The sequence below is a fragment of the Pseudomonas sp. R37(2017) genome, assembly GCF_002113375.1.
Taxonomy (GTDB): Bacteria; Pseudomonadota; Gammaproteobacteria; order Pseudomonadales; family Pseudomonadaceae; genus Aquipseudomonas.
Genome location: NZ_NEHO01000010.1, coordinates 165,541 through 191,992, shown reverse-complemented (window position 1 = coordinate 191,992; position 26,452 = coordinate 165,541). Strand labels below are relative to the sequence as shown.

General features: G+C 60.0%; 23 protein-coding genes. 19 read left to right on the top strand and 4 right to left on the bottom strand.

Features of this window, described 5'->3' with window-relative positions; translation table 11 throughout:
- The first annotated feature begins 10 nt into the window (after positions 1–10).
- The 15 genes from gluQRS (at position 11) to CAG47_RS17865 (ending at position 20,250) form a co-directional block, all read left to right on the top strand.
- A complete protein-coding gene (gluQRS, locus tag CAG47_RS17935; RefSeq protein WP_085726178.1) occupies positions 11–901 on the top strand; it encodes a tRNA glutamyl-Q(34) synthetase GluQRS in 891 nt (296 codons plus the stop codon).
- A 77-nt stretch (positions 902–978) separates the two neighbouring features.
- Entirely contained in the window at positions 979–1,155 is a 177-nt protein-coding gene (locus tag CAG47_RS28180) for a hypothetical protein (protein WP_003176118.1), read from the top strand.
- Positions 1,139–4,093, top strand: a complete 2,955-nt coding sequence (locus tag CAG47_RS17930) for a sensor histidine kinase (protein ID WP_177409023.1) — start codon at positions 1,139–1,141, stop codon at positions 4,091–4,093. The genes CAG47_RS28180 and CAG47_RS17930 overlap by 17 nt, the downstream gene beginning before the upstream one ends.
- 22 nt (positions 4,094–4,115) lie before the next feature.
- Complete coding sequence (locus CAG47_RS17925; protein WP_085726176.1) at positions 4,116–5,555, top strand: sigma-54 dependent transcriptional regulator; 1,440 nt, start codon at positions 4,116–4,118, stop codon at positions 5,553–5,555.
- Between the two features lie 813 nt (positions 5,556–6,368).
- Positions 6,369–7,769 carry a polynucleotide adenylyltransferase PcnB gene (locus CAG47_RS17915; RefSeq protein WP_085726174.1) on the top strand — a complete coding sequence of 467 codons (1,401 nt, stop codon included), beginning with the start codon at positions 6,369–6,371 and terminating at the stop codon, positions 7,767–7,769.
- Between the two features lie 3 nt (positions 7,770–7,772).
- Positions 7,773–8,258: a 2-amino-4-hydroxy-6-hydroxymethyldihydropteridine diphosphokinase gene (folK, locus tag CAG47_RS17910; protein ID WP_085726173.1), complete on the top strand. Its 486-nt coding sequence runs from the start codon at positions 7,773–7,775 to the stop codon at positions 8,256–8,258.
- Between the two features lie 276 nt (positions 8,259–8,534).
- Positions 8,535–9,335 (top strand): 3-methyl-2-oxobutanoate hydroxymethyltransferase, encoded by an 801-nt coding sequence (panB, locus tag CAG47_RS17905; RefSeq protein WP_085726172.1) that lies wholly within the window; start codon positions 8,535–8,537, stop codon positions 9,333–9,335.
- Positions 9,332–10,192 (top strand): pantoate--beta-alanine ligase, encoded by an 861-nt coding sequence (gene panC, locus CAG47_RS17900; RefSeq protein WP_085726171.1) that lies wholly within the window; start codon positions 9,332–9,334, stop codon positions 10,190–10,192. Before panB ends, panC begins: the two co-directional genes overlap by 4 nt.
- Before the next feature lie 185 nt (positions 10,193–10,377).
- Complete coding sequence (gene panD, locus CAG47_RS17895) at positions 10,378–10,758, top strand: aspartate 1-decarboxylase (RefSeq protein WP_003228271.1); 381 nt, start codon at positions 10,378–10,380, stop codon at positions 10,756–10,758.
- A 223-nt stretch (positions 10,759–10,981) separates the two neighbouring features.
- Entirely contained in the window at positions 10,982–12,646 is a 1,665-nt protein-coding gene (pgi, locus tag CAG47_RS17890; RefSeq protein WP_085726170.1) for a glucose-6-phosphate isomerase, read from the top strand.
- A 192-nt stretch (positions 12,647–12,838) separates the two neighbouring features.
- Positions 12,839–14,776 carry an acetate--CoA ligase gene (acs, locus tag CAG47_RS17885; RefSeq protein ID WP_085726169.1) on the top strand — a complete coding sequence of 646 codons (1,938 nt, stop codon included), beginning with the start codon at positions 12,839–12,841 and terminating at the stop codon, positions 14,774–14,776.
- 60 nt (positions 14,777–14,836) lie between these two features.
- Positions 14,837–15,709, top strand: a complete 873-nt coding sequence (locus tag CAG47_RS17880) for an oxygenase MpaB family protein (protein WP_085726196.1) — start codon at positions 14,837–14,839, stop codon at positions 15,707–15,709.
- A gap of 177 nt (positions 15,710–15,886) precedes the next feature.
- Positions 15,887–16,903, top strand: a complete 1,017-nt coding sequence (locus CAG47_RS17875; protein ID WP_085726168.1) for a class I SAM-dependent rRNA methyltransferase — start codon at positions 15,887–15,889, stop codon at positions 16,901–16,903.
- Positions 16,904–16,996: 93 nt separating this feature from the next.
- Complete coding sequence (locus tag CAG47_RS17870) at positions 16,997–19,954, top strand: DUF748 domain-containing protein (RefSeq protein WP_085726167.1); 2,958 nt, start codon at positions 16,997–16,999, stop codon at positions 19,952–19,954.
- Positions 19,954–20,250, top strand: a complete 297-nt coding sequence (locus CAG47_RS17865; protein WP_085726166.1) for a DUF2845 domain-containing protein — start codon at positions 19,954–19,956, stop codon at positions 20,248–20,250. The genes CAG47_RS17870 and CAG47_RS17865 overlap by 1 nt, the downstream gene beginning before the upstream one ends.
- Before the next feature lie 152 nt (positions 20,251–20,402).
- On the opposite strand, the gene CAG47_RS17860 is transcribed toward CAG47_RS17865, so the two are convergent.
- Together CAG47_RS17860 and CAG47_RS17855 are read right to left on the bottom strand one after the other, a co-directional pair.
- On the bottom strand, positions 20,403–20,759 hold the full coding sequence (locus tag CAG47_RS17860; RefSeq protein WP_085726165.1) for a BON domain-containing protein: 357 nt from the start codon (positions 20,757–20,759) through the stop codon (positions 20,403–20,405).
- Positions 20,760–21,145: 386 nt separating this feature from the next.
- On the bottom strand, positions 21,146–21,568 hold the full coding sequence (locus CAG47_RS17855) for a pilin (protein WP_085726164.1): 423 nt from the start codon (positions 21,566–21,568) through the stop codon (positions 21,146–21,148).
- A 228-nt stretch (positions 21,569–21,796) separates the two neighbouring features.
- Here CAG47_RS17855 and CAG47_RS17850 point away from each other — a divergent pair, with 228 nt between their 5' ends.
- From CAG47_RS17850 to yacG, 4 genes are read left to right on the top strand one after another with little or no spacing between them, the layout of a single operon-like run.
- Complete coding sequence (locus CAG47_RS17850) at positions 21,797–23,014, top strand: type II secretion system F family protein (protein ID WP_085726163.1); 1,218 nt, start codon at positions 21,797–21,799, stop codon at positions 23,012–23,014.
- A gap of 1 nt (position 23,015) precedes the next feature.
- Positions 23,016–23,888 carry an A24 family peptidase gene (locus CAG47_RS17845; protein ID WP_085726162.1) on the top strand — a complete coding sequence of 291 codons (873 nt, stop codon included), beginning with the start codon at positions 23,016–23,018 and terminating at the stop codon, positions 23,886–23,888.
- On the top strand, positions 23,885–24,508 hold the full coding sequence (gene coaE, locus CAG47_RS17840; RefSeq protein ID WP_085726161.1) for a dephospho-CoA kinase: 624 nt from the start codon (positions 23,885–23,887) through the stop codon (positions 24,506–24,508). The genes CAG47_RS17845 and coaE overlap by 4 nt, the downstream gene beginning before the upstream one ends.
- On the top strand, positions 24,505–24,705 hold the full coding sequence (yacG, locus tag CAG47_RS17835; RefSeq protein WP_008022439.1) for a DNA gyrase inhibitor YacG: 201 nt from the start codon (positions 24,505–24,507) through the stop codon (positions 24,703–24,705). Before coaE ends, yacG begins: the two co-directional genes overlap by 4 nt.
- Before the next feature lie 18 nt (positions 24,706–24,723).
- Here the strand turns inward: yacG and CAG47_RS17830 are convergent, their stop codons facing one another.
- The gene (locus tag CAG47_RS17830; protein WP_085726160.1) at positions 24,724–25,413 is read right to left on the bottom strand and encodes an energy-coupling factor ABC transporter permease; all 690 of its coding nucleotides are present in this window, start codon (positions 25,411–25,413) and stop codon (positions 24,724–24,726) included.
- Between the two features lie 70 nt (positions 25,414–25,483).
- Positions 25,484–26,416 carry a LysR family transcriptional regulator gene (locus CAG47_RS17825; RefSeq protein ID WP_085726159.1) on the bottom strand — a complete coding sequence of 311 codons (933 nt, stop codon included), beginning with the start codon at positions 26,414–26,416 and terminating at the stop codon, positions 25,484–25,486.
- Positions 26,417–26,452: the final 36 nt, after the last annotated feature.

Genomic DNA, 26,452 nt, shown 5'->3' with positions numbered 1-26,452 from the left:
CATTGCATTCATGACCGCCAACACCCCTTACATCGGGCGTTTTGCCCCCACCCCCAGCGGCCATCTGCATTTCGGCTCGCTCGTCGCCGCACTGGCTTCCTACCTTGATGCACGCTCGGTAGGCGGACGCTGGTTGATGCGCATGGAAGACCTTGATCCACCCCGCGAGGAGCCCGGCGCCCAGGCGGCCATCCTCAAGGCACTGGAAAGCTACGGCTTCGAGTGGGATGGCGATCTGGTTCGCCAGAGCGAGCGGCACGATGCCTACGCCGAGGTGCTCGATCGCCTGTTCAAGCACGGCCTGGCCTATGCTTGCACCTGCTCGCGCAAACAGCTGGAACCGTATCACGGGATTTATCCGGGGCTGTGCCGCAATGCTGGCCATGGCGCTGATGATGCTGCCATCCGCCTGCGCGTTCCGGAACTGGAGTACCACTTCATCGACCGGGTACAAGGCGAGTACCGCCAGCATCTGGGCCGGGAAGTCGGCGATTTTGTGATCCGCCGCCGCGACGGTCTCTACGCCTATCAATTGGCCGTGGTTCTGGACGACGCCTGGCAAGGCGTCACAGATATCGTTCGGGGAGCCGACCTGCTGGACTCCACACCCCGCCAGCTCTACCTGCAGGAGCTGCTCGGCCTGTCGCAGCCGCGTTATCTGCATATCCCACTGATTACCCAGCCAGATGGCAATAAACTCGGTAAATCCTACCGTTCGCCGCCATTGACCGCGGACCAGGCAACACCGCTGCTGCTACGGGCGCTACGGGCGCTGGGACAGAAACCGGGACCCGAACTGGCGTACGCCACGCCCCGGGAGGTACTGAGTTGGGGCATTACCCACTGGGATGCCTCGCTGATCCCGCGCACACTGAACCTGCCCGAGGCACAGTTATGGTGATGGCACTTGCAGTAGCGCGCCCATCCGTTACCATCGCCGCACGTTTTCGGGCACGCGCATAAAAAAGAGAGGCCGGGATGTACATCTATCGCTTGGTCCTGCTTTTGGTAGTGGGGATTTACCTGTTTTCCCCGGCCATCATGGATTGGTGGATCGACGCCACTGGCGCCTGGTATCGCCCTTATCTGCTCTGGCTGATTCTGATCGTCGTGACCTTCATCCTGCAGAGCCAAAAAGATGCCGATGAGCTTTAGCCTGACCCAGATGATCCTGATCAGCGCCGCGTACCTGGCGGTGCTGTTCGGCGTGGCCTGGATCAGTGAACGGGGCATGATCCCGCGGGCGATCATTCGCCACCCGCTCACCTACACCCTGTCGCTGGGTGTGTATGCCAGCGCCTGGGCGTTTTATGGCACCGTCGGCCTGGCCTACCAGTACGGCTACGGTTTTCTGTCCAGCTACCTGGGCGTGTCCGGGGCATTTCTGCTGGCGCCGGTGCTGCTCTATCCGATCCTGAAAATCACCCGCACCTATCAACTGTCGTCGCTGGCGGACCTTTTTGCGTTCCGCTTTCGCAGCACCTGGGCCGGAGCGCTGACCACGGTTTTCATGCTGGTCGGCGTGTTGCCGCTACTGGCCTTGCAGATTCAGGCGGTCGCCGACTCCATCGGCATCCTCACCCGCGAGCCGGTGCAACATCGCGTGGCCCTGAGCTTCTGCGCATTGATTACGCTGTTCACGATTTTCTTCGGTTCCCGCCATATCGCCACCCGCGAGAAGCATGAAGGCCTGGTGTTCGCGATTGCGTTCGAATCGGTGATCAAGTTGATCGCCCTCGGCGGTGTCGGGTTGTATGCGCTGTACGGCGTGTTCGACGGCCCGCAACAGCTTGAGCTGTGGCTGCTGCAAAACCAGACCGCCCTCGCCGCCCTGCACACGCCTTTGCAGGAAGGCCCGTGGCGTACGCTGTTGCTGGTGTTCTTCGCCTCGGCGATCGTGATGCCGCACATGTATCACATGACCTTTACCGAGAACCTCAATCCTCGCTCGCTGGTCAGTGCGAGCTGGGGCCTGCCCCTGTTCCTGCTGTTGATGAGCCTGGCGGTACCGCTGATTCTCTGGGCTGGCCTGAAGCTCGGCGCCACCACCAATCCGGAATACTTCACCCTGGGCATCGGCATCGCCGCCAACAGCAAGGCTTTGGCGTTACTGGCTTATGTCGGCGGATTATCCGCCGCCAGTGGCCTGATTATCGTCACCACGCTGGCGCTGTCCGGGATGGCCTTGAACCACCTGGTACTGCCGCTGTATCAGCCGCCGGCCGAAGGCAACATCTACCGCTGGCTGAAGTGGACTCGCCGGGCGCTGATTGTCGCGATCATCATGGCTGGCTACGGCTTCTACCTGATGCTCGGTGTCGAGCAGGACCTGGCCAACCTCGGCATTGTCGCGTTCGTCGCCACGTTGCAGTTCCTGCCGGGCGTGCTCTCTGTCCTGTATTGGCCCACCGCCAACCGTCGCGGCTTCATCGCCGGCTTGCTGGCAGGGATTCTGGTGTGGCTGGTGACCATGCTGCTGCCGCTGGTTGGCAACCTTCAGGGCTTCTACATTCCGCTGCTGAACATGATCTACGTGCTGGACGACACCAGTTGGCACATGGCGGCGATTGCGTCGCTGGCGGCCAACGTATTGATGTTCACCCTGATCTCGCTGTTCACCAATGCCAGCACCGAAGAAGCCAGCGCCGCCGAAGCCTGCGCCGTGGATAACGTGCGCCGCCCACAGCGTCGGGAACTGCACGCCGCTTCGCCCCAGGAGTTCGCTACTCAGCTGGCAAAACCCTTGGGGGCCAAGGCTGCGCAGAAAGAAGTCGAGCAAGCTCTGCGCGACCTCTACCTGCCTTTCGATGAACGCCGGCCATACGCCCTGCGCCGATTGCGCGACCGCATCGAGGCCAACCTCTCCGGCCTGATGGGCCCGAGCGTGGCCCAGGACATGGTCGAAACCTTCCTGCCGTACAAGGCTGGCGGCGAAAACTACGTCACCGAAGACATCCACTTCATCGAAAGCCGTCTCGAGGATTACCACTCGCGTCTGACCGGCCTGGCCGCCGAACTCGACGCCTTGCGTCGCTATCACCGCCAGACCCTGCAGGAGTTGCCGATGGGTGTGTGCTCGTTGGCCAAGGACCAGGAAATCCTCATGTGGAACAAGGCCATGGAGGAGTTGACCGGCATCGCCGCGCAGCGCGTGGTCGGCTCGCGCCTGAGTACCATTGCCGATCCATGGAAAGGACTGCTGCAAGGCTTCATCAATCTGCCGGACGAGCACCTGCACAAACAGCACCTGGCCCTCGACGGCCAGACCCGCTGGCTGAACTTGCACAAAGCGGCAATCGACGAGCCCCTCGCGCCTGGCAACAGCGGCCTGGTGTTGCTGGTGGAAGACTTGACCGAAACCCAGATGCTCGAGGACAAACTGGTGCACTCCGAGCGCCTGGCCAGCATCGGTCGACTGGCGGCCGGTGTGGCCCATGAAATCGGCAACCCGATCACCGGCATCGCGTGCCTGGCGCAGAACCTGCGCGAAGAACGGGAAGAAGACGGCGAGCTGAAGGAAATCAGCGGCCAGATTCTCGAGCAGACCAAACGCGTGTCACGCATCGTCCAGTCGCTGATGAGCTTTGCCCATGCCGGCAGTCACCAGCACAGCGACGAACCCGTCTGTCTGGCCGAAGTGGCCCAGGATGCCATCGGCCTGCTGGCCCTGAACCGACGCAATTTCGAAGTGCAGTTCTACAACCTGTGCGACCCCGAACACTGGGTCGAAGGCGACCCGCAACGGCTGGCCCAGGTATTGATCAACCTGCTTTCAAACGCCCGTGACGCCTCGCCTCCCGGCAGCGCTGTACGGGTCAAGAGCGAAGCCGGCGAACACACGGTCGATCTGATCGTGGAGGACGAAGGCAGCGGTATTCCGTCGAGCATCATGGACCGATTGTTCGAACCCTTCTTCACCACCAAGGATCCTGGCGAAGGCACCGGCCTGGGCCTTGCACTGGTCTATTCCATCGTTGAAGAGCATTATGGACAAATCACCATCGACAGCCCGGCTGATGTTCAGAGCCAACGCGGCACCCGGATCAGGGTTACCTTGCCGCGTCATGTCGAAGCGACGTCCGCTGTGAACTGAGACCGTCGAGAGTATCGAATCAATGCCGCACATTCTGATCGTCGAAGACGAAACCATTATCCGCTCCGCCTTGCGCCGCCTGCTGGAACGTAACCAGTATCAGGTCAGCGAAGCCGGTTCAGTGCAGGAAGCACAAGAACGCTTCACCATTCCCTCGTTCGATCTGATCGTCAGTGACCTGCGTCTTCCGGGCGCGCCCGGCACTGAGCTGATCAAGCTCGCCCAAGGCACGCCGGTGCTGATCATGACCAGCTACGCCAGCCTGCGCTCGGCGGTCGACTCGATGAAAATGGGCGCGGTTGATTACATTGCCAAGCCATTCGACCACGACGAAATGCTGCAAGCCGCCGCGCGAATCCTGCGTGACCGGCAAACGGCGCAAACCGGCGGCGAAGTGGTTGCCGGCAAAACCGCCAACGGTGCGGCGAAATCCGGTGCTGACAACAGTAACGGCGAAATCGGCATTATCGGTTCGTGCCCGCCGATGCAGGACCTGTATGGCAAGATCCGCAAGGTCGCGCCAACCGATTCCAACGTTCTGATCCAGGGCGAATCGGGTACGGGTAAAGAACTGGTGGCGCGCGCCCTGCACAACCTGTCCAGACGCGCCAAGGCGCCGATGATTTCGGTGAACTGCGCGGCCATCCCGGAAAGCCTGATCGAGTCCGAACTGTTCGGCCATGAAAAAGGCGCATTCACCGGCGCCAGCGCCGGGCGCGCCGGCCTGGTGGAAGCGGCGGACGGCGGCACCTTGTTCCTCGACGAAATCGGCGAACTGCCACTGGAAGCCCAGGCACGTCTGCTGCGCGTATTGCAGGAAGGCGAAATTCGGCGTGTAGGCTCGGTACAGTCGCAAAAAGTCGATGTGCGCCTGATCGCCGCGACTCACCGCGATCTCAAGAACCTGGCGAAGATCGGCCAGTTCCGCGAAGACTTGTATTACCGCCTCCACGTTATTGCGCTGAAACTGCCAGCCCTGCGTGAACGCGGTGCGGACGTCAACGAAATCGCCAATGCGTTCCTGGCGCGGCAAAGTGCGCGAATCAACCGCACCGACCTGAAATTCGCCGCGGATGCCGAGCAAGCCATTCGCCACTACTCCTGGCCGGGCAACGTTCGCGAACTGGAAAACGCTGTCGAGCGCGCCGTTATCCTGTGCGAAAGCCCGGAAATTTCCGCCGAACTGCTGGGCATCGACATCGAATTGGGTGACCTGGAAGACGACGAATTCATTGGCCTGCCCCCACAACAGGGCAACGGCAACGCCAGTAACAACAATCACGAGCCCACCGAAGACCTTTCCCTGGAAGACTACTTCCAGCATTTCGTCCTCGAGCATCAGGACCACATGACGGAGACCGAACTGGCCCGCAAACTCGGGGTCAGCCGCAAATGCCTGTGGGAGCGCCGTCAGCGCCTGGGCATCCCGCGGCGCAAGACAGGAGTGACCAGCGAAAGCTGAACCTCACCTGTCTCATGTGCGGGTAACACGTGACTTTATGAAAAAACTGTTACCTCAGCTTTTTCACGTAACAGAAGCCGGGGCTTACGGTAACGAAGCCCCGGTTTTTTTTGGCCCTCAAAATACCTGAAAGCCGGCCTAACCCCTTGTTTTATTGGGGTTCACAAAAGTTGGCACGCACCCTGCTATATGTTTGGTACAAGAACAATAACAAGCAATGCAGAAGACAATAAAAATAAGACGAATCGACTCACGCACAATAAAAACAAGACGGCGAGAGGCGCAGCTAACTGATTCTTTTGGAGAGGCGTTGTATTTGGGGCTAGCCCCACGACCAGGCCGAGAACAACAAAAACTGTCCTAAGACAGAGCCTGTACTGGTTGGATCGAAAGATCACTGCAACACAGCGACCAAAGCAATCCGTTTGCTCTTGGCTCCCGATTGGGAGGGTCATGAAGGAAGCTTCATGGCGAGGGCACTCAACAAAAACAAAAAGCCCGAAACCAAAAATAAAAATAGAGCATGCAACTACTTCTTGGGGAGCTTCGGCTCCCCTTGTGGTTTCTGCGCCCCCCCACTTCCTATACCTGTAGGAGCGAGCATGCTCGCGAAAAACCCACAGGCAACGCTGGACATCTGGTTTCCCGCGTAATCGTTCACGACCATCATCGGGACGCCACCCGGAGCATGCTCGCTCCTACAGCTCATATCTGCTGTCTCCTACACCATCCCCCGACTAAATGCTAGAATCCCCGCCCATCATGCGGTCATTCTTCTGTTATGGCCGAATATTCCTTCAAACAGTGCATCCCATGCTGAAGAAGCTGTTCCAGTCATTCCGTTCTCCCAAGCGTCCTACGCAACACATTCGCAGCACGCCTGAAGTGCTCAACAGCGGCCAACATTCGCTGCAAAAGGCGCAATTCAGCCGTTACGCGGTGAATATCGTTGAACGCCTGCAGAGCGCCGGTTATCAGGCTTACCTGGTTGGCGGTTGCGTGCGCGACATGCTGCTGGGCATCACACCAAAAGATTTCGACGTTGCCACCAGCGCCACACCCGAGCAGGTGCGGGCCGAATTCCGTAACGCGCGGATCATCGGGCGCCGATTCAAACTGGTGCATATCCATTTCGGCCGCGAAATCATCGAAGTCGCGACCTTCCGCGCCAACCACCCGCAAAACGAAGACGAGGAAGACAGCAATCAGTCTTCGCGCAACGAAAGCGGGCGCATCCTGCGCGATAACGTCTATGGCACCCTGGAAGAAGACGCGCAACGTCGCGACTTCACCATCAATGCCTTGTATTACGATCCGGTCAGCGAACGCATCCTCGACTACGCCAACGGCGTACACGACATCCGCAATCACCTGATCCGCCTGATCGGCGATCCGAAGCAACGCTACCAGGAAGATCCGGTACGCATGCTGCGGGCCGTGCGATTTGCCGCCAAGCTGAACTTCGGCATCGAAAAACACAGCGCCCTGCCGATCCGCGACCTGGCGCCAATGCTGCGCGAAATTCCGTCGGCCCGCCTGTTCGAAGAGGTGCTCAAGCTTTTCCTCTCCGGCTACGCCGCCGATACGTTTGAAATGCTGGTCGACCTGCAATTGTTCGATCCACTGTTCCCTGCCAGCACCGACGCACTGGAACATAACCCGACGTACACCCACACCCTGATCAGCGAAGCCCTGATCAACACCGACCTGCGGATCAAGCAGAACAAACCGGTCACCCCGGCCTTCCTGTTTGCAGCCCTGCTCTGGCCTGCCCTTCCGGCCCGCGTCCTGCACCTGCAGGAGCGTGGCATGCCGCCGATTCCGGCGATGCAGGAAGCGGCGCACGAACTGATTGCCGAACAGTGTCAGCGCATCGCGATTCCGAAACGCTTCACCATGCCGATCCGCGAGATCTGGGACATGCAGGAACGCCTGCCGCGCCGCAGTGGCAAGCGTGCCGATCTGTTACTGGACAATCCGCGTTTCCGCGCCGGTTACGACTTCCTGCTGCTGCGTGAAAGCGCCGGTGAGCAAACCGACGGTCTGGGCGAATGGTGGACCGACTATCAGGACGCCAACGAAAGCGAGCGCCGCGACATGATCCGCGACCTCAGCGGCAAGGAAGAAGGAGCCGGTGGCCCGCGCAAGCGTCGCCGCAGCGGTGGTTCCAAGCGCAAACGCGCCGCTGGCGCTTCGAGCACCACAGGCGAGTAATCCATGGAACGCATCTACATCGGCATGGGCAGCAATCTGGCTGACCCCGCCGAACAATTGCGCAGCGCCCTCGAGGCGCTGGCACAGTTGCCGCAAACGGCGCTGGTCGGGGTTTCTGCGTTTTATCAAAGCGACTCGCTGCTACCCGGACAACCGCGTTACACCAATGCGGTGGCCGCTCTCGACAGCGCGCTGGCACCGCTTGAGCTTCTGGATGCCTTGCAAGCCATTGAAAACGACCAGGGGCGCGAGCGTCTTGAGCGCTGGGGACCGCGCACGCTGGACCTCGACATCTTGCTGTTCGGTGACCGCCTGATCGACGAACCGCGCCTCAAGGTTCCCCACTACCACATGCAGGAGCGAGCCTTCGTGCTGTATCCGCTTGCCGAACTGGCAACTGCGAACCTGCGCCTGGCCGATGGCCGGACCTTGGTCGAGCTGCTCAAGGGGTGCCCGTTCGTCGGCCTGGAACGCCTGCCCCAGAATTGACCAGGCTCCCACATTGGTATTGTGTCGCGCACAAGATCTGCTGCTGAATCGCATCAGTTACCCCGGTAACACCCCACCCGTAACAATGCGGTAACACACGCAATTGACTTCCCTCGTTCTCCTCACGACTATAGGCGTCCCGCTGCCGCCAACACGGCGTTCAAGGGCGCAATCCAGGCCTTAAAAGCACGACAACAGAGCGTGCGCCTGCATTCAACGAAGAATCACGCGCGTTACTCGCAGTAGTTTCCACAGCGCCTGAATGAGGAACTTTTCATGCCAGCCATCTCCCTGACCACCCTGCAAGGTCTGAAGCAAAAAGGTGAAAAAATCACCATGCTGACCTGCTACGACGCAACCTTCGCCCACGCCTGCAATCAGGCCGGCGTCGAAGTGCTGCTGGTGGGCGACTCCCTCGGCATGGTTTTGCAGGGCCACGACAGCACCTTGCCTGTCACCACCGCAGAAATGGCTTACCACGTGGCCGCCGTCAAACGCGGTAACAGCGATGCCTTGATCCTCGCCGACCTGCCTTTCATGGCCTATGCCACCACCGAGCAAGCCATGACCAACAGCGCCCTGTTGATGCAGGCTGGCGCGCACATGGTCAAGATTGAAGGGGCGTTGTGGCTCGCCGACTCGATCCGCCTGCTGGCCGAACGCGGCATTCCGGTTTGTGCGCACATGGGCCTGACACCGCAATCGGTGAACATCCTTGGCGGTTACAAGGTCCAGGGTCGCAATGAAAACCAGGCGCGGCAGATGCGTGCCGATGCGATTTCTCTGGAACAGGCTGGCGCGGCGATGCTGCTGCTCGAGTGCGTCCCGAGCGAACTGGCGGAAGAAATCACCCAGGCGGTGAAAATTCCGGTGATCGGTATTGGTGCCGGCAATCGCACCGACGGCCAGGTATTGGTCCTGCACGACATGCTGGGGCTGTCCATGACCGGCCGCGTGCCAAAATTCGTGAAAAACTTCATGACTGGCCAGACCAGCATCGAAGCTGCACTGAATGCCTACGTGACTGAAGTCAAAGCGGCAACCTTCCCTGGGATCGAACACGGATTCTCTGCATGAACACCGTAAAAACCGTACGCGAACTGCGGGCCGCCGTGGCCCGGGCCCGTAGCGAAGGCAAGCGCATCGCCTTTGTGCCAACCATGGGCAACCTGCACAGCGGCCACGTTGCACTGGTGACCAAAGCCTCCCAACGGGCGGACTTCGTGGTCGCGAGCGTTTTCGTCAATCCGCTGCAATTTGGTGCTGGCGAAGACCTCGACAAGTACCCGCGCACTCTCGCCGCCGACCAGGAAAAACTGCTCCAGGCCGGCTGCCATTTGCTGTTTGCACCCACGGTTGACGAGATGTACCCCGACGGCATGACCGGCCAGACTCGCGTCAGCGTCCCGCAATTGTCCGAAGGCCTGTGCGGCGCGAGCCGTCCGGGGCATTTTGAAGGCGTGGCGACGGTGGTCAGCAAGCTGTTCAACATGGTTCAGCCGGACCTGGCGATTTTCGGCGAGAAGGACTTCCAGCAACTGGCCGTGATTCGCGCGCTGGTACATGACCTGAACATGCCGATCCAGATCATCGGTGAGCCGACCGTTCGGGCCACCGATGGCCTTGCGCTGTCGTCGCGCAACGGCTTCCTCAATGAAGAGCAGCGGGCCGTGGCGCCGGTGGTGTATCGCACGTTGAGCGAGATCGCCGGGTCGATCAAGCAAGGCGAGCGGGACTTCCCGGCGTTGATCGGCATGAAGTTGCAACAGCTCGAAGCTGCCGGCCTGCGCCCGGATTACCTGGAAATCCGCCACGCCCTGACCTTGCGCCCGGCAACGGCGCAGGATCGTGACCTGGTGATTCTGGTGGCGGCGTTCCTCGGGACTACGCGGTTGATCGACAACCTGCACCTGAACCTCGACGCCCCCGTATAAATACCAACAAAACCTGTGGGATCGAGCTTGTTCGCGATGAGGGAATGACATTCAACATTTGAGTTGGCTGACAATCCGCCATCGCGAGCAGGCTCGCTCCTACAGAGGTTCTGCTGCGCCCACCAAGACCTTATTGACGCCCACAAACCCTTCGGGCCATGTGCCCGCCGACCAGGGAAACACCCATGCACGCCATCATGCTCAAAGCCAAGCTGCATCGCGCCGAAGTCACCCACGCCGTACTCGATTACGAAGGTTCCTGCGCCATCGACGGTGAATGGCTGGACCTGTCCGGTATCCGTGAGTACGAACAGATCCAGATCTACAACGTCGACAACGGCGAGCGCTTCACCACCTACGCCATCCGTGGCGAAGAAGGTTCGCGCATGATCTCGGTCAATGGCGCCGCGGCGCACAAGGCCAAGGTTGGCGATCGCGTGATCATCTGCGCTTACGCCCATTACAGCGAAGCCGAGCTGCTCAACTTCAAGCCACGCATGCTCTACATGGCACCGGGCAATGAATTGAGCCACACCAGCAACGCCATTCCGGTCCAGGTCGCCTGATCCCACTCCTGTCTCTTCCGTTTGTCGGACTTTCCTAACTGCGATGTTAAAAAAGTACTGGAAACAGGTCAGACAAAGTCAAGACAGATCATTGCGCGGGGTTTACTGTATTCGCCCTGCGCCATGAGATCGTGTCGACGCAGTTGACCGGAACGCCCACCTACAGCGCTCCGGGATTTTTAGTGTTCAAAAGGCCGTTCAAGTAATAAGGAAACCCGCAGCGATGGCGTATTACCGCACTCCTCACGACGTTACCGCTCTGCCTGCCTGGCAAGCGCTGAATGACCACCGCCAAGCCATGCAGGATTTCAGCATGCGCGAAGCCTTCAATGCCGATCCGCAGCGCTTTACTCAATTCACCCTCAGCAGCTGCGGACTGTTTCTCGACTACTCGAAGAACCTGATCAACGCTGACACCCGCAACCTGCTGGTGGGCCTGGCCAACGAAGTCGACCTCAAGGGCGCGATCAAATCCCTGTTCGACGGCGAAATCGTCAACGCTTCCGAAGGCCGTCCTGCCCTGCACACAGCCCTGCGTCGCCCGGTTGGCGACAAGCTGTCGGTCAATGGCGTCAACGTGATGCCTGAAGTGCACAAGGTGCTGAACCAGATTACCGATCTCGTGGGCCGTATCCACGATGGCCTGTGGCGCGGTTACACCGAGAAGCCGATCACCGACGTGGTCAACATTGGCATCGGTGGCTCGTTCCTCGGCCCCGAACTGGTATCCGAGGCACTGCTGGCCTACGCCCAGAAAGGCGTGCGCTGCCACTACCTGGCGAACATCGACGGCAGCGAGTTCCACGAGCTGGCCATGAAGCTGCGCGCCGAGACCACGCTGTTCATCGTTTCGTCGAAATCCTTCAACACCCTCGAAACCCTGAAAAACGCCCAGGCCGCCCGTGCCTGGTACCTGGCCCAGGGTGGCTCGGAAGCAGAACTGCATCGCCACTTCATTGCGGTATCGAGTAACAATGCCGCCGCCGTGGCATTCGGCATCCGCGAAGAGAACATCTTTCCGATGTGGGACTGGGTGGGCGGCCGCTACTCGCTGTGGTCGGCCATCGGTTTGCCGATTGCCCTGGCCATCGGCATGTCCAACTTCAAGGAATTGCTGTCCGGCGCCTACACCATGGACCAGCACTTCCAGAGCGCGCCGTTCGAACAGAACATGCCAGTGCTGCTGGCCTTGCTCGGCGTGTGGTACGGCAACTTCTGGGGCGCGCAGAGCCACGCGATCCTGCCGTACGATCACTACCTGCGTAACATCACCAAGCACCTGCAACAGCTGGACATGGAATCCAACGGCAAGAGCGTGCGCCAGGACGGCAAGCCGGTTTCCACCGACACCGGGCCGGTGATCTGGGGCGGCGTCGGCTGCAACGGTCAACACGCCTACCACCAGTTGCTGCACCAGGGCACCCAGTTGATCCCGGCCGACTTCATCGTGCCGATCGTCAGCTTCAACCCGGTGGCCGACCACCACCAGTGGCTGTACGCCAACTGCCTGTCGCAGAGCCAGGCGCTGATGCTCGGCAAGACCCTTGCCGAAGCCGAAACCGAGTTGCGTGACAAAGGCATGAGTGAAGCCGAGGTGCACAAGCTCGCGCCGCACAAGGTGATTCCGGGCAACCGTCCGAGCAACACCCTGGTGGTCGAGCGCATCAGCCCGCGCCGCCTCGGCGCTCTGGTGGCGATGTACGAACACAAAGTCTTCGTGCAGAGCGTGATCTGGGGCATCAATGCCTTCGACCAGTGGGGTGTGGAGCTGGGCAAGGAGCTGGGTAAAGGCGTCTACAACCGCCTGGTGGGCAGCGAGGAAGCACCGGCCGAGGACGCCTCGACCCAAGGGCTGATCAATTACTTCCGTGGGCGTCACCGCGGGTGATTTAAAGCCACACTGCCATCCCTGTGGGAGCGAGCTTGCTCGCGAATGCAGTTTGTCAGTCAACGTTGATGTTGATTGACCCAACGCTTTCGCGAGCAGGCCCGCTCCCACGGTTGTTTTGTGAACGACTTGAACCCATTGACCTCTCGGCGCATCTTTATCCTTGTCGCAAAACAAGAATGAGGAACCGTCATGTTCGATATCAGCACGTTCCCCAAAGCCGATGCCGTCCGCCGGGCTGCACAACTGAGTCAAGACGACTATAAGCGCCTGTACCGCGAATCCATTGAACACCCCAGTACGTTCTGGGCCGAACAGGCCACCCGCTTCCTCGACTGGAGCGCCCCCTGGCAGACCGTTCAACGCTACGACCTGAAGACCGGTGAGGCCACCTGGTTTGCCGGCGCGAAATTGAACGTCAGCTACAACTGCATCGACCGGCACCTGGAGAAACGCGGTGATCAGGTCGCTATCATCTGGGAGGGCGACGACCCTGCCGATTCGAAATCGATCACCTACACGCAACTGCATGAAAACGTCTGTCGCCTGGCCAACCTGCTGAAAAGCCGTGGCGTGAAAAAAGGCGACCGCGTGTGCATCTACATGCCGATGATTCCCGAAGCGGCCTACGCCATGCTCGCCTGTACACGTATCGGTGCGGTGCATTCGGTGGTGTTCGGCGGCTTCTCCCCGGAATCGTTGCGCGACCGTATCCTTGACGCCGACTGCCGCACCGTGATTACCGCCGACGAAGGCGTGCGCGGAGGCAAGGTCGTGCCACTCAAGCAGAACGTCGACAAGGCGCTGCAAAGCTGTCCGGACGTGAGCAGCGTGCTGGTGGTCGAGCGCAGCAAGGGACAGGTGAACTGGGTCGAAGGCCGGGACATCAAGTATCAGCAGGCCCTGCGCGATATCAGCGCCGACTGCCCCCCCGAGCCGATGGATGCCGAAGACCCGTTGTTCATCCTCTACACCTCCGGCAGCACCGGCAAACCCAAAGGTGTGCTGCACAGCACCGGCGGCTACCTGCTGCAAGTCGCGATGACCTTCAAGTACGTGCTGGACTACCGCGACGGCGAAGTCTTCTGGTGCACTGCCGATGTCGGCTGGGTCACGGGGCACAGCTACATCGTCTACGGCCCCCTGGCCAACGGCGCGACCACGCTGATCTTCGAAGGCGTGCCGAGCTACCCAAGCACCTCGCGCTTCTGGCAAGTCATCGACAAGCACAAGGTGAACATTTTCTACACCGCCCCGACGGCCCTGCGCGCGCTGATGCGCGAAGGCCCCGAACCCTTGAAGCAAACATCCCGCGCCAGTATCAGGCTGCTCGGTACGGTGGGTGAGCCGATCAACCCCGAAGCGTGGGAGTGGTACTTCCATGAGGTTGGCGAAGAGCGCTGCCCGATTGTCGATACCTGGTGGCAGACCGAAACCGGCGGCATCATGCTCAGCCCGTTGGTCAGCGCACAGCGGATCAAGCCTGGTTGTGCGACACAACCGATGTTCGGTGTGCAGCCGGTGCTGCTCGACGAGCAGGGCAAGGAGATCAAAGGCGCCGGTAGCGGCGTACTCGCCATAAAAGCCAGCTGGCCGGCACAGATCCGCAGCGTATACCGCGATCCGCAGCGCATGGTCGACACCTACTTCAAGCCCTACCCCGGCTACTACTTCACCGGCGATGGCGCAAGGCGCGATGAGGAGGGTGATTACTGGATCACCGGGCGCATCGACGACGTGATCAACGTGTCTGGTCACCGCATCGGCACCGCCGAAGTGGAAAGCGCCCTGGTACTGCACGAGAGCATCGCCGAGGCCGCTGCGGTCGGCTATCCCCACGACATCAAGGGCCAGGGCATCTATGTGTTTGTCACGCCCATGAACGGTGTCGAAACCAACGATGAACTGAAGAAAGCATTGCTGGCCCTTGTCAGCCAGGAAATCGGCAGCTTCGCCAAGCCGGACTTGATCCAGTGGGCGCCAGCCTTGCCGAAAACCCGCTCAGGCAAGATCATGCGGCGCATCCTGCGCAAGATCGCCTGCAATGAACTCGACAACCTGGGTGATACTTCGACCCTGGCTGACCCGAGCGTGGTGCAAGGGCTGATCGACAAGCGCCTGAATCAATAACGTACTGTCTTCTGTAGGAGCGAGCATGCTCCTACAGAATTACAGAATTACAGAATGACCATGGAATTCATACGCACCCGCATCGAAACCCAGATCATGAGCCTGACCGGTTTATCCCTGGGCAAGCTCGACCTGGAAAACCCCAAGGGCGATCCCGGCCTGTTCGGACCGGACTCGGTGAGCTGGCAAGTCCATGGCGACTTCAGCAGCATGCTGATCGGCGGCATCAGCGCCCTGATGTTGCAAGCCCTGCACCCCCTGGCGCTGGCCGGGGTCTGGGACCATTCGAACTTTCGTGAAGACATGCTCGGTCGCTTGCGCCGCACCGGGCAGTTCATCTCCGGCACCACCTTCGGCTCTCGAAAAGATGCCGACTGGCTGATCGAAAAAGTCCGCACCATTCATTTGCAGATCACCGGCACGGCACCGGATGGACGGCCCTATGCCGCCAGCGATCCCCATTTGCTGACGTGGGTGCATGTGGCGGAGGTCAGCAACTTCCTCGCCGCACATCTGCGCTACCGCAATCCGCACCTGTCCCCGGCCGACCAGGATCGTTACTACGCTGAAATTGCCCTGGTCGCCGAACGCCTCGGCGCCCGGGATGTGCCCCGTTCGCGAGAGGAAATCGCCGACTACCTCGAGCGCATGCGTCCACAGTTGCTATGCGACGAACGCAGTCGGGAGGTCCTGCGCCTGTTGCTGAACGCGCCCTCCCCCAGCCGTCTGGCCAAACCATTTGGCGGGTTGATGATGCAGGCCGGAATAGATTTGCTGCCGGACTGGGCCAGTGACATGCTCGGCGTCAGCCAGAACCCGTTGCAGCGCAAGCTGATTCGCGCCAGCGTCAATCGCAGTGTACCGATGCTGCGCTGGGCCGTGCGTAATGGATCGGTGCAGCGGGCCAAGCGACGGATGGGATTGCCGACCTAGAAGGCATTTCCGCGACTTTTCTGTGGCGAGGGGGCTTGCCCCCGTTGGGCTGCGAAGCAGCCCCAAGCTCTCGAGCATTTCCGAAATTTTGCCAGTGCTACGCACTGGAACGGGGGCAAGCCCCCTCGCCACAGTGTTAAACTCCCGCGCCCAATTCCCTCCAGCAAGGCGCCCAGCATGTCTTCCTTGAATCAGGCGCTGCGCGCCGCCCTCGATCAACGCCAGGACCTGCTCGCCGAACTGCACCAGCAAGGCACCGATTGCTATCGCCTGTTCCACGGCAGCCAGGAAGGTGCCGCAGGCCTGACCGTCGACCGTTACGGCCCGCAGTTGCTGGTACAGAGTTTCCACCAGTCGCTGGAACGCGAAACGCTGCTGCACCTGCACGAAGCGATCAATCGACATTTGGGTTTTGACACTCTGCTGGTCTACAACGACCGGTCCCGAGGCAATTCGCGCATCGATCGCGAAGACGTCGTCTACCGCGCCGACGAAGCCGCCCTGCAAGACCTGGTCGGCCACGAGTGGGGCTTGAACTATCGGGTCCGTGGCCGCCATGCCGGACAAGACCCGCTGCTGTTCCTCGACCTGCGCAACACCCGCGGCTGGGTCAAGGCTCACAGCAAGAACAAAAGCGTGCTGAACCTGTTCGCCTACACCTGCGGTGTCGGTCTAAGTGCGGCCGCCGGTGGTGCGCGCGAGGTGTGCAACCTGGACTTCGCCGAAGGCAACCTGGCGGTTGGTCGGGAGAACGGCCGACTCAATCCGCAGTTACCGACCATGGAATTTATCCAGTCCGACTACTTCCCGGCCATTCGCCAAATGGCAGGCCTGCCGATCAGCCAGCGCCGCGGACAAAGACTGCCGAGCTATCAGCGCCTGGAACAGCGCCAGTACGACCTGGTGCTGCTGGACCCTCCGGCCTGGGCCAAGAGTGCGTTCGGCACCGTCGACCTGTTGCGCGATTACCAGAGCCTGCTCAAACCAGCCTTGTTGACCACCGCCGACAACGGCGTGCTGATCTGTTGCAACAACCTGGCGAAAGTCAGCATGGACGACTGGCGCGAACAGGTTCTGCGTTGTGCAGAGAAGGCCGGGCGACCCGTACGTGAGTGGACCGTGATGAAACCAGGTGCCGACTTCCCGTCGATGGATCAGCAACCACCGCTGAAAACCCTGATCCTGCAACTCTGACCGTTGCCGGAGAAATCTGAAAATTCCTGAACAGGCCGATCGCTTCGGAACCGGAAACGCGTGCCATACTCCAAGGCACTCCGATTCAGACAGATGAAGCCACACATGTACAAAGGATTGATACGCGTCATCGGCGCCTTGTTGACTGCTCTGGCCCTCTACAGCTTGCTGGGCTTTCTGATTTTGCCGGGGGTCGCGTTGCGCGTTGCCAACCAGCAACTGGCCAACTACGCCACCACCCCCGCCACCCTCCAGCGGATCGAATTCAATCCGTTCAGCCTCGAACTGACCCTCTGGGGCTTGAACATCGGCGAATCCGGCAAGCAGCAGGTCGGCTTCGAACGCCTGTATGCCAATCTGCAACTCGACAGCCTGTGGACCAAGGCGGTGCACCTGTCCGATATCGAACTGGACAAGCCCAAGACCGAAATCCTGTTCAGCAAGGACGGCAAACTCAATCTGCTTGGGCTGTTCAAACTGCCAGCGAGCGAACCGGCACCGGCCGACCCGGATGCCAAGCCGTTTCCGCTACGCATCGAGCGGATCAATCTGGCCGGTGGCGCCGTGCACTTTGAAGATGCCCGGCCCAGCGAGCCCATCGAGTTTCTCTACGACACGCTCGACTTCGAGCTGAAAAACCTCAGCACCCTGCCCGAAGACAGCGCCGACATGACCCTGGTGGCCATCGGTCCCAACGGCGGAAAGATCGACTGGACCGGTAATTTCAGCCTGGTCCCGATCGCCTCCGAAGGTAAGCTGAAAATCACTGATGGCAAGATGAAAGCCTTTTGGCCCTACGTACGCGATGCCGTACCACTGGACCTCGAAAACGGCGTGATGAGCATCAGTACCGACTACAAACTCAACCTGGCCAAGGAAACCGAACTGCTGCTGAGCAATGTAGCGGTCAACATCGCCCCCTTCGCGATCAAGGCCCCGGACGGGCGACCGCTGGTGAAGCTTGAGCGCCTGGACATCAGCGAAACCACAGTGGACCTGGCCAAACAGCAAGTGGTGGTCGGCAAGATCCGCAGCAACAAACTGGAGACTTGGGCGGCACTGGAATCGGACGGCCAACTCGACTGGCAGAAACTGTTCGCCAGCCAGCCGTCAAAACCTGCTGCCAAAGCCACGGCGGACGCCGAACCGGCCAGTACTCCGGCGGCTGCAGACTCACCGAAACCCGGACCGGCCACGCCGGACAAACCCTGGCAAGTGCTGCTCAAGGATGTGCAGTTGCGCAACTACCAGGTGCATCTGGCTGATCGCAAGGCACAACCCGCCGTCGCCCTGGATCTGAGCCCGCTGAACCTCGACCTGCAAAACTTCGACAGCCTCAACGGCTCGCCCTTTACACTCAAGCTCGATACCGGCGTGGGCAAGCAAGGCAAGATCACGGCCGACGGCGAGGTGAACCTGGCCCCGGTCAGCGCCAGGCTGAACGTACAGACCCGGGACATCGACCTGCGGGTTGCCCAGTCCTACATCACGCCGTTCATTCGCCTGGAACTGCGCAGCGGCATGCTCGGCAGCGATCTGGCGGTCGACCTGAAAAGCACCGAGCCCCTGGCATTCAACGTCACCGGCCGCGCCCAGGTCGATCAACTGCATACCCTGGACACCCTTAAAACCCGCGACTTCCTCAAGTGGCAACAGGTCGTGGTCGAAGGCCTGAACTATCAGCATGGGGACAGCCTGTCGATCGACAGGATCAATCTGTTCCAACCCTATGCGCGCTTCATGATCAATGATGATCGAACGACCAACATCGATGACCTGCTGATTCCGCAGCCGGCGGACTCCGGGGCAAAAACCGCTGCGAGCAGACCGGCCAGCAACGACAAGCCGTTGGGCATCCACATCGGTGGCATTTTCATCAATGACGGTTCGGCCAACTTCGCCGACTTCAGCCTGACGCCGAACTTCGCCACCGCCATCCAGCAACTCAACGGGCAGATTGGCACCATCGACAGCCGCCAGCCGAAACCGGCCGGTGTCGACGTCAAGGGCAAAGTCGATCGCTACGCTCCGGTGACCATCAAGGGCGCCGTCAATCCGTTCGACCCGATGGCCAGCCTCGACATCGCCACCAGCTTCAAACGCGTGGAACTGACCACACTGACGCCCTACTCCGGCAAGTTCGCCGGCTACCGCATCCGCAAGGGCCGGCTGAATCTCGACCTGCACTACCAGATCACCAAGGGTCAGCTCAAAGCTGAAAACAAAGTGGTGGTCGAACAACTGCAACTGGGTGAAAAAGTCGACAGCCCGGATGCCGTGAGCCTGCCGCTGAAACTGGCTATTGCCTTGCTCAAGGACGTCGATGGCAAGATTTCCATCGAACTGCCGGTCAGCGGCGACCTGAACAATCCGCAATTCAGCATCATGCCGATTATCTGGCAGACCCTGCGTAACCTGATCGTCAAAGCCGCGGCAGCACCATTCAAGCTCATTGGCGGGCTGGTCAACGGTGGTGGCGCGGAAGATCTGGGCAGTGTGTCGTTCGCCGCGGGCTCCAGCGACCTGAGCAAAGACGCCGAAGGCGCCCTGGACAAACTCGCCAAGGCGCTCAAGGAACGCCCCGCCCTGCGCCTGGAAATCGAAGGCACCGCCGCCCGGAGCAGCGATGGCCCGCTGATCGCCGAACAGCGTCTGGAACGTGAATACCAGTACAACTACTACAAAATGCTCCAGCGCCGTGGCGACAAGGTCCCGGCCCAGGCTTCGTTGCTGGAAGTGCCTGACGGGGAAAAAGGCCCGCTGCTCGAAGGTATCTACCGCACCCGCCTGAAAACCCAGCCCCCTGCCGAATGGAAGGACCTGGGCAAGGAAGAGCGCACCGCGAAAATGCGTGCCGAGGTGATCAAGTTCTGGAGCACCAGCGACGTGCTCTTGCGTCAACTGGGCCAGGAGCGCGCCAGCAGCATCAAGGACTACCTGGTCGACAAGGCCCAGCTGGAAGACGACCGGGTGTACTTCATCGACGCCAATCTGGGCGAGGCAGAAAGTGACGGCCGCGTGGTAACGCCGATGCATCTGGACGCCGAGTGATGATCCGGTGGTTGCTGACAGGTCTGGTTCTGGCGCTATCGGCCCATCAGACCTGGGCGGCCGACACCCTGCGCTGTGGCAGCCAACTGATCAGCGTCGGTGATCGCTCGAGTGAGGTCTTGCAGAAATGCGGCGAGCCGGCCAGTCGCGACCTGCTGGGTTACAAGCGCAGTGCAGATCGGCGCGAGGAGTTTCAGGTAGAGGAATGGACCTACGGGCCGAATGGCGGCATGTATCAATACTTGCGATTCGAAGGCAACCGGCTGAAACAGATCACCAGCAAACGCGGAAACTAATCTAGCGCAGCAAATAGAACAGGCCCCGGCAATGTGCTCGGGGCCCGGCTGGCCAAGTTCCTTTTGGCCCTTCGCATGAACACTCAGGTTGCAACAGACCCAGGACTCGGCCTGTCTGTCGCACCTTCTCGGTCCTGGCGAGAAGCCTTGCCTTACTCGGCTTTCAGGCCGTCAGCGGAAACCGCTTTGACGCCTTTGATTTTCTTGGTGATGGCCACTGCCGTGTCTTTTTGCATACTGGTCACAGCGGTGGTCGACGACAGCGATACCACGCCTTTGTTGGTTTCAACCTTGATATCGCTACCTGGGATGCCTTTTTCGGTCATCAGGTCGGCTTTGACTTTGGTGGTGATCCAGGTATCGGAAGTAGCCTCTTTCGCTTGAGTCATTTCACCGGCGGCCAGCACCATTGGCGACTGGGTTGCCTGGGTGGTTTGAGCAAACGCGCCGTTGGCCATGGTCAGGGTCAGCGCGGTAGCAGCAGCGGCAGTGATAGCGAACTTCTTCATACGAGTAACTCCTGTTTTTCGGAAAAGTCTGCCGGGTGCCATGTCGGCAGGGTTACCAGAGATGTTGCGAACGCTGTGCCAACTTCCTGATAATAATTAAACCTTATAAATCAGTAACTTATAGAATCTGCTGTTTTTCGAAATCATGCAAAATGCACGAGAAGCAGAAACACTGCATGCAAGTTGCGGGTTTATGGAAAGTTCCTAAGATGCTGAAATTTCTGGGCTTTATCTGCGGTATTTGAAGACGGGTCGACTGCAGGAGCGAGCTTGCTCGCGATGGTCGTTAACGATAACGCGTGTTTACCGGCTAAACGCGGCGCTCTTAAGTCATTCGCGAGCAGGCTCGCTCCTACATTAATTCAGCGGGGACTTTGTTCAGCAATTCACGCCGCAGAACCGGAACACCCTTTAGGCAAGTAGTCCGGGGAAACGCTGCTCTTGCATGACCAGCCTTTGGTTTCATCCCGTGTCAGGGTGACGGTTTTACCCTGGACCACCCCCGGGGCATTGTGCAAGGTGCAAACGATCGATCCCCCTCCCGCCGCAGTTGTAGCCGTGACAGCGAGGGTGCAGTGATTGGTGGAGGCCTCGCCGGCGGGTGCCACGTTGGCGATTGTCGGGGATTCTCCCAGGTTGATCACATCCTCGAACGGCACCTTCATTGCAGTCAGCTCGGCCAGCGCCGCCGTGACCTTGGCCCGGGCCTGGTACTTGGAATACATCGGCAACCCCAGTGTCGCCAGGATCCCGATGATCGCCACCACGACGAGCAGTTCGATCAGGGTAAAACCTTTTTGATTGTTCATGTACAAGCTCCATGCATGAGTCGAAGGTTCATGACCTGCCCCGTGGCAGCACAGCCTGTGCCAAGACCCAAAGCCCCGGTTGGCAGGGGGCGTGGCGGCCATGAAGCCCTTTCCTCCCGCCTGGATCAGCACTATCTGACGTTTTTTGTCACCTCGCCCTGGGTGGTTTGGCTCCGTCGTTTGACTAGGCTATAAAACCCCACTCAACCGTATTACCCAGGACTGAACATGGCGGTCAAGGCAGCGAAAATCAGCGTGTATGCATGGGAAGGCATTGACCGCAAAGGCACAAAGGTAACCGGTGAGCTCAGCGGCCAGAACCCGGCGCTGATCAAGGCGAAACTGCGCAAGCAAGGCATCAATCCCGGCAAGGTTCGCAAGAAAAGTCCATCGGTTTTCAACCTGGGCAAGCCCATCAAGGCCCGGGACATTGCCCTGTTCACCCGGCAAATGGCGACGATGATGAAAGCCGGCGTGCCGTTGCTGCAGTCGTTCGACATCATCGGCGAAGGCTTTGACAATCCGGCCATGCGCACACTGGTGGACGAACTGAAACAGGAAGTCGCGGCTGGCAACAGCTTCGCCGCCGCCCTGCGCAAGAAACCCCGGTATTTCGATGAGCTGTATTGCAACCTGGTGGATGCCGGCGAGCAGGCCGGTGCCCTCGACACCCTTTTGGAGCGGGTCGCGACCTACAAGGAAAAAAGCGAAAGCCTCAAGGCCAGGATCAAAAAGGCCATGACCTACCCGTTGGTGGTGGTGTTCGTCGCGGCGGTTGTCACCGGGATTCTGCTGATCAATGTCGTGCCGCAGTTCGAATCGGTGTTCAAAGGCTTTGGCGCCGAACTGCCGGCCTTCACCCTAATGGTCATTGGCCTGTCGCAATTCATGCAGGCCTGGTGGTGGACGCTCCTTGGCGCGCTGATCGCCATGACCTTGGGTGTGCGCCATGCCCTCAAGACATCCCCGGCCTTTCGTGATCTGGTGGACACCTGGCTGCTGAAGCTGCCGCTGGTGGGCACGCTGATGTACAAGTCCGCGGTTGCCCGGTTCGCCCGTACGCTGTCGACCACTTTCGCTGCCGGCGTGCCGCTGGTGGAGGCCCTGGAATCAGTGGCCGGCGCGACCGGCAATATCGTGTTCAAGCGTGCGGTGTCACGCATCCGGCAAGACGTTTCTACCGGCATGCAATTGAATTTCGCCATGCGTACCTCCGGCGTTTTTCCGAACATGGCGATACAAATGACCGCCATCGGCGAAGAGTCCGGTGCTCTGGACAATATGCTCGACAAAGTCGCGGGCTTCTACGAAAACGATGTCGATAACATGGTCGATAACCTCACCAGCCTGATGGAACCGTTCATCATGGTGGTGCTGGGTGCTATCGTCGGTGGACTGGTAGTTGCCATGTACCTGCCCATCTTCCAACTCGGCTCAGCGATCTGACATGCCCTTGAATGAAATTCTGACTCACTATCCGCTGGCCTTTGTCCTTGTCGCAGGCATCACTGGCCTGTTGGTCGGCAGTTTCCTCAACGTGCTGATCTGGCGCCTGCCGAAAATGCTCGAACGCGACTGGCGTGTACAGGCCCATGACATTCTCGGGCTGCCTGGCGAAACGCCGATGCCGACCTTCAACCTGCTGCTGCCTCACTCCCAGTGCCCGCACTGCGGTCACCGAATCCGCGCATGGGAAAACATCCCGCTGCTCAGTTATGTGTTTTTGCGCGGCCGCTGTTCAGCCTGCGCGACGGCGATCAGCCCACGCTACCCGTTGACTGAACTGGCTTGTGGCGCGCTGTCGGCGTTTGTCGCCTGGCACTTCGGCTTTGGTTGGCCGGCCTGCCTGGTGCTGGTCCTGAGCTGGGGTTTGCTGGCGATGAGCCTGATCGATGCCGAACATCAGATATTGCCGGACGTATTGGTGCTGCCGTTGCTGTGGCTGGGGTTGATCATCAACAGTTTTGGCCTGTTCGTGTCGCTGCACGAAGCGCTTTGGGGCGCGATTGCCGGCTACAGCTTGCTGTGGTCGGTGTTCTGGCTGTTCAAGCTGCTAACGGGCAAGGACGGCATGGGCTACGGTGACTTCAAGCTGCTGGCGATGCTGGGCGCCTGGGGTGGCTGGCAGATTTTGCCACTGACCATCCTGCTGTCCTCGCTGGTGGGTGCCATTATCGGCTTGATGCTGCTGCGCTGGCGCAGTGCGAAAACCTCGACTCCGATCCCTTTCGGCCCTTATCTGGCCATTGCCGGCTGGATTGCCTTGCTCTGGGGTGGTCAAATAACCGACCTCTATTGGCAGTTTGTCGGTTTGAAATGAATACCCCTGTGGAAAAACCCTGGATTCTCGGCCTGACCGGTGGCATCGGCAGCGGCAAAAGCGCCGCGGCCCAACACTTCATCGATCTGGGTGTGCACGTGATCGACGCCGACCATGCCGCTCGCTGGGTAGTTGAGCCTGGTCGCCCGGCACTGGCACGGATTGCCGAACACTTCGGCCCACGTGTGTTGCAAACCGACGGGCAACTGGACCGTGCCGCGCTACGCAAATTGATCTTCGAAGTGCCCGAAGAGCGCCGCTGGCTGGAGGCCCTGCTGCATCCACTGATCGGCGAGGAAATCGCTCACCACCTGGCGCTGGCAAAATCACCTTATGCCATTCTGGTTTCGCCGCTGCTGATCGAGTCCGGGCAATACGCCATGACCCATCGGGTGCTGGTGATCGATGCCCCGGAACAATTGCAGATTGAACGCACCCTGCAACGAGACCAGACCAGCGAACAGCAAGTCCAGGCGATCCTCAAGGCCCAGTCCAGCCGCCAGGACCGCGTGAGCCATGCCGACGACGTCGTGGTCAATGACCGCGACCTTGCCTGGTTGCACAGCGAGGTCGAACGCCTGCATCACTTTTATCTTACTTTGCGTGGAGGCCAGTCATGAGCCAACCAACAACCGTCGAATGCCCAACCTGTGGCGCCCCTGTGGAATGGACCGCCGAGAGCAAATTCCGGCCCTTCTGCTCCGACCGCTGCAAACTGATCGACCTGGGTGCCTGGGCCTCCGAAGAACACAAGATCCCGGTAGCTCCCGACGCCGAGGACGAGTTGTTCAGCGGCGACTTCGACCCGCGTCATTGATCCACCGAGTCGACGATTTCAAGACTTGGGATCGTCGTCTTTCCAGGGGGCCGAGAGGTAGCGGGTGCGGTTGAACGTTTCCAGCCATTCCGGGCAGAACACCACCAGCGCACTGACCACCATGCCGTTGATAAACGCCTCCGGGAAAATGATCAGCCACAGGTAGCCGACAAAATCCTCAAGCCAGTAAGGCATCTCGAAACGCTCATCGAACCACAGCAACCACAGCGCCAGCAGCAGGCACAGCAACGCGGACAGCGCGGCGGCAAAGAATCCGGAAACGAAGATATACACGAAGAGATTTCGCGGCTGCGCACGCTCCACCAGAATGGCGCAGCATTCGGTGACCAGTACCGGCAAAGCAATCAACAGCGCACCATTGACCCCGACCGCCACCAGGTCCTGTCGACCAAGCAGCACCAGCCCCGATTGCGCCACCAGGCCACCCACCAGTGCCAGAGGCCAGTCCAGCAGTAGCGTCACCGCGGTCATGCCGATGAAGTGGTAAGACACACCGGTATCAAAGTCGCGCCGCACCATCCACAACAGAAACAGCGCAAACACCGTTCCGAACAGCAGATGCTGACGACGACTGTCGGTGAACAGTTCAACCCACGGCGCGCGACAGATCGCCCAAATCAGCACCGGCACATAAATCAGCCAGCCGACCGCAAGGGTTTGCGATGACAGCAACTCTGCACCGATCATGGCTACGCGCACCTCCAGGCGAAGAACAACAGGCCCTCAGTCTACACCGCTGCTCGCCTGCCCTTTGCCTTCAAGCCCAATGTCGCGGATCGCTCATCACCGCGTCATGTTCGGCGAACAGCTTCGGTAGCTCTGACTTGAGAAAGTCCACCCAGGTACGGACCTTGGCATCGAGAAAACGTCGCGAAGGATACAGCGCATACACATTGCGTTCGCGCAGGCGCCAAGCCGGTAACACGCGCAGCAATGTGCCGTCGCTCAAGGGCCGCGTCGCGGTGTAGAACGGCAGCAGGCTGATGCCCATGCCCGCTTCCGAAGCCTTGACCATCGACTCGGCGACATTGCACTGAAAGGTCTTGGCCGGGCTGACGGCGTGCTCGCCGTACTCGTCCTGAAATAGCCATTGATCGCTGTACAACGGGTCGAGCAAGCGCAGGCATCGATGATCGTTCAGCGCCAGCGGCTGCTGTGGCACACCCCGGCGCTGCAAGTAACTCGGGGCGGCACAGGGCACGCTGTAGATTTGCCCGATGGCCTGGGCAACCATTTGCGAGTCGACCAGTTCGGGAGCAATCGAAATCACCACATCGTGCCCCTCCTCCAGTGGATCGGGATTGCACTGCGACAAGGTCAGTTCGAACACCACATCGGGATAAAGCTCGGTATAGCGGGCAATCAACGGTGTGAGCAGCACGCCCAGGCCGTTCATGCAGTGCACCCGCAGGCGTCCAGCCGGATTGATATGAGCGCCGCGGGCCTCGGCGGTCGCCTCATCCATGGCTTCGACGATTTGCCGGCTGCGCAGCAGGAAACGTTCGCCGGCGTCGGTCAGGCTCAAGCGTCGCGTGGTTCGCTGCAACAGACGCGCCTGAACATGCTCCTCCAGATCCGCCACCAAGCGGGATACCTGCGCGGTCGACAGATCCAGCGCATCGGCTGCCCCGGTGAAACTGGCGCAGTCCACCACCCGGATGAACACGCGCAAATTGTTAAGCACATCCATAAGCCCCCCTGCGGGCGATGACTGTTACGTTTTATG

What these genes read in the sequence shown, in the direction of transcription:
- CAG47_RS17880 (WP_085726196.1), top strand. Translation starts at nt 14,837, where the DNA reads ATGGAATTCATACGCACCCGCATCGAAACCCAGATCATGAGCCTGACC.
- folK (WP_085726173.1), top strand. Translation starts at nt 7,773, where the DNA reads ATGGAACGCATCTACATCGGCATGGGCAGCAATCTGGCTGACCCCGCC.
- CAG47_RS17865 (WP_085726166.1), top strand. Translation starts at nt 19,954, where the DNA reads ATGATCCGGTGGTTGCTGACAGGTCTGGTTCTGGCGCTATCGGCCCAT.
- CAG47_RS17875 (WP_085726168.1), top strand. Translation starts at nt 15,887, where the DNA reads ATGTCTTCCTTGAATCAGGCGCTGCGCGCCGCCCTCGATCAACGCCAG.
- gluQRS (WP_085726178.1), top strand. Translation starts at nt 11, where the DNA reads ATGACCGCCAACACCCCTTACATCGGGCGTTTTGCCCCCACCCCCAGC.
- CAG47_RS17845 (WP_085726162.1), top strand. Translation starts at nt 23,016, where the DNA reads ATGCCCTTGAATGAAATTCTGACTCACTATCCGCTGGCCTTTGTCCTT.
- acs (WP_085726169.1), top strand. Translation starts at nt 12,839, where the DNA reads ATGTTCGATATCAGCACGTTCCCCAAAGCCGATGCCGTCCGCCGGGCT.
- panB (WP_085726172.1), top strand. Translation starts at nt 8,535, where the DNA reads ATGCCAGCCATCTCCCTGACCACCCTGCAAGGTCTGAAGCAAAAAGGT.
- panD (WP_003228271.1), top strand. Translation starts at nt 10,378, where the DNA reads ATGCACGCCATCATGCTCAAAGCCAAGCTGCATCGCGCCGAAGTCACC.
- CAG47_RS17915 (WP_085726174.1), top strand. Translation starts at nt 6,369, where the DNA reads ATGCTGAAGAAGCTGTTCCAGTCATTCCGTTCTCCCAAGCGTCCTACG.
- CAG47_RS17860 (WP_085726165.1), bottom strand. Translation starts at nt 20,759, where the DNA reads ATGAAGAAGTTCGCTATCACTGCCGCTGCTGCTACCGCGCTGACCCTG.
- yacG (WP_008022439.1), top strand. Translation starts at nt 24,505, where the DNA reads ATGAGCCAACCAACAACCGTCGAATGCCCAACCTGTGGCGCCCCTGTG.
- CAG47_RS17930 (WP_177409023.1), top strand. Translation starts at nt 1,139, where the DNA reads ATGCCGATGAGCTTTAGCCTGACCCAGATGATCCTGATCAGCGCCGCG.
- coaE (WP_085726161.1), top strand. Translation starts at nt 23,885, where the DNA reads ATGAATACCCCTGTGGAAAAACCCTGGATTCTCGGCCTGACCGGTGGC.
- CAG47_RS17870 (WP_085726167.1), top strand. Translation starts at nt 16,997, where the DNA reads ATGAAGCCACACATGTACAAAGGATTGATACGCGTCATCGGCGCCTTG.
- CAG47_RS17825 (WP_085726159.1), bottom strand. Translation starts at nt 26,416, where the DNA reads ATGGATGTGCTTAACAATTTGCGCGTGTTCATCCGGGTGGTGGACTGC.
- CAG47_RS28180 (WP_003176118.1), top strand. Translation starts at nt 979, where the DNA reads ATGTACATCTATCGCTTGGTCCTGCTTTTGGTAGTGGGGATTTACCTG.
- panC (WP_085726171.1), top strand. Translation starts at nt 9,332, where the DNA reads ATGAACACCGTAAAAACCGTACGCGAACTGCGGGCCGCCGTGGCCCGG.
- CAG47_RS17830 (WP_085726160.1), bottom strand. Translation starts at nt 25,413, where the DNA reads ATGATCGGTGCAGAGTTGCTGTCATCGCAAACCCTTGCGGTCGGCTGG.
- CAG47_RS17855 (WP_085726164.1), bottom strand. Translation starts at nt 21,568, where the DNA reads ATGAACAATCAAAAAGGTTTTACCCTGATCGAACTGCTCGTCGTGGTG.
- CAG47_RS17850 (WP_085726163.1), top strand. Translation starts at nt 21,797, where the DNA reads ATGGCGGTCAAGGCAGCGAAAATCAGCGTGTATGCATGGGAAGGCATT.
- pgi (WP_085726170.1), top strand. Translation starts at nt 10,982, where the DNA reads ATGGCGTATTACCGCACTCCTCACGACGTTACCGCTCTGCCTGCCTGG.
- CAG47_RS17925 (WP_085726176.1), top strand. Translation starts at nt 4,116, where the DNA reads ATGCCGCACATTCTGATCGTCGAAGACGAAACCATTATCCGCTCCGCC.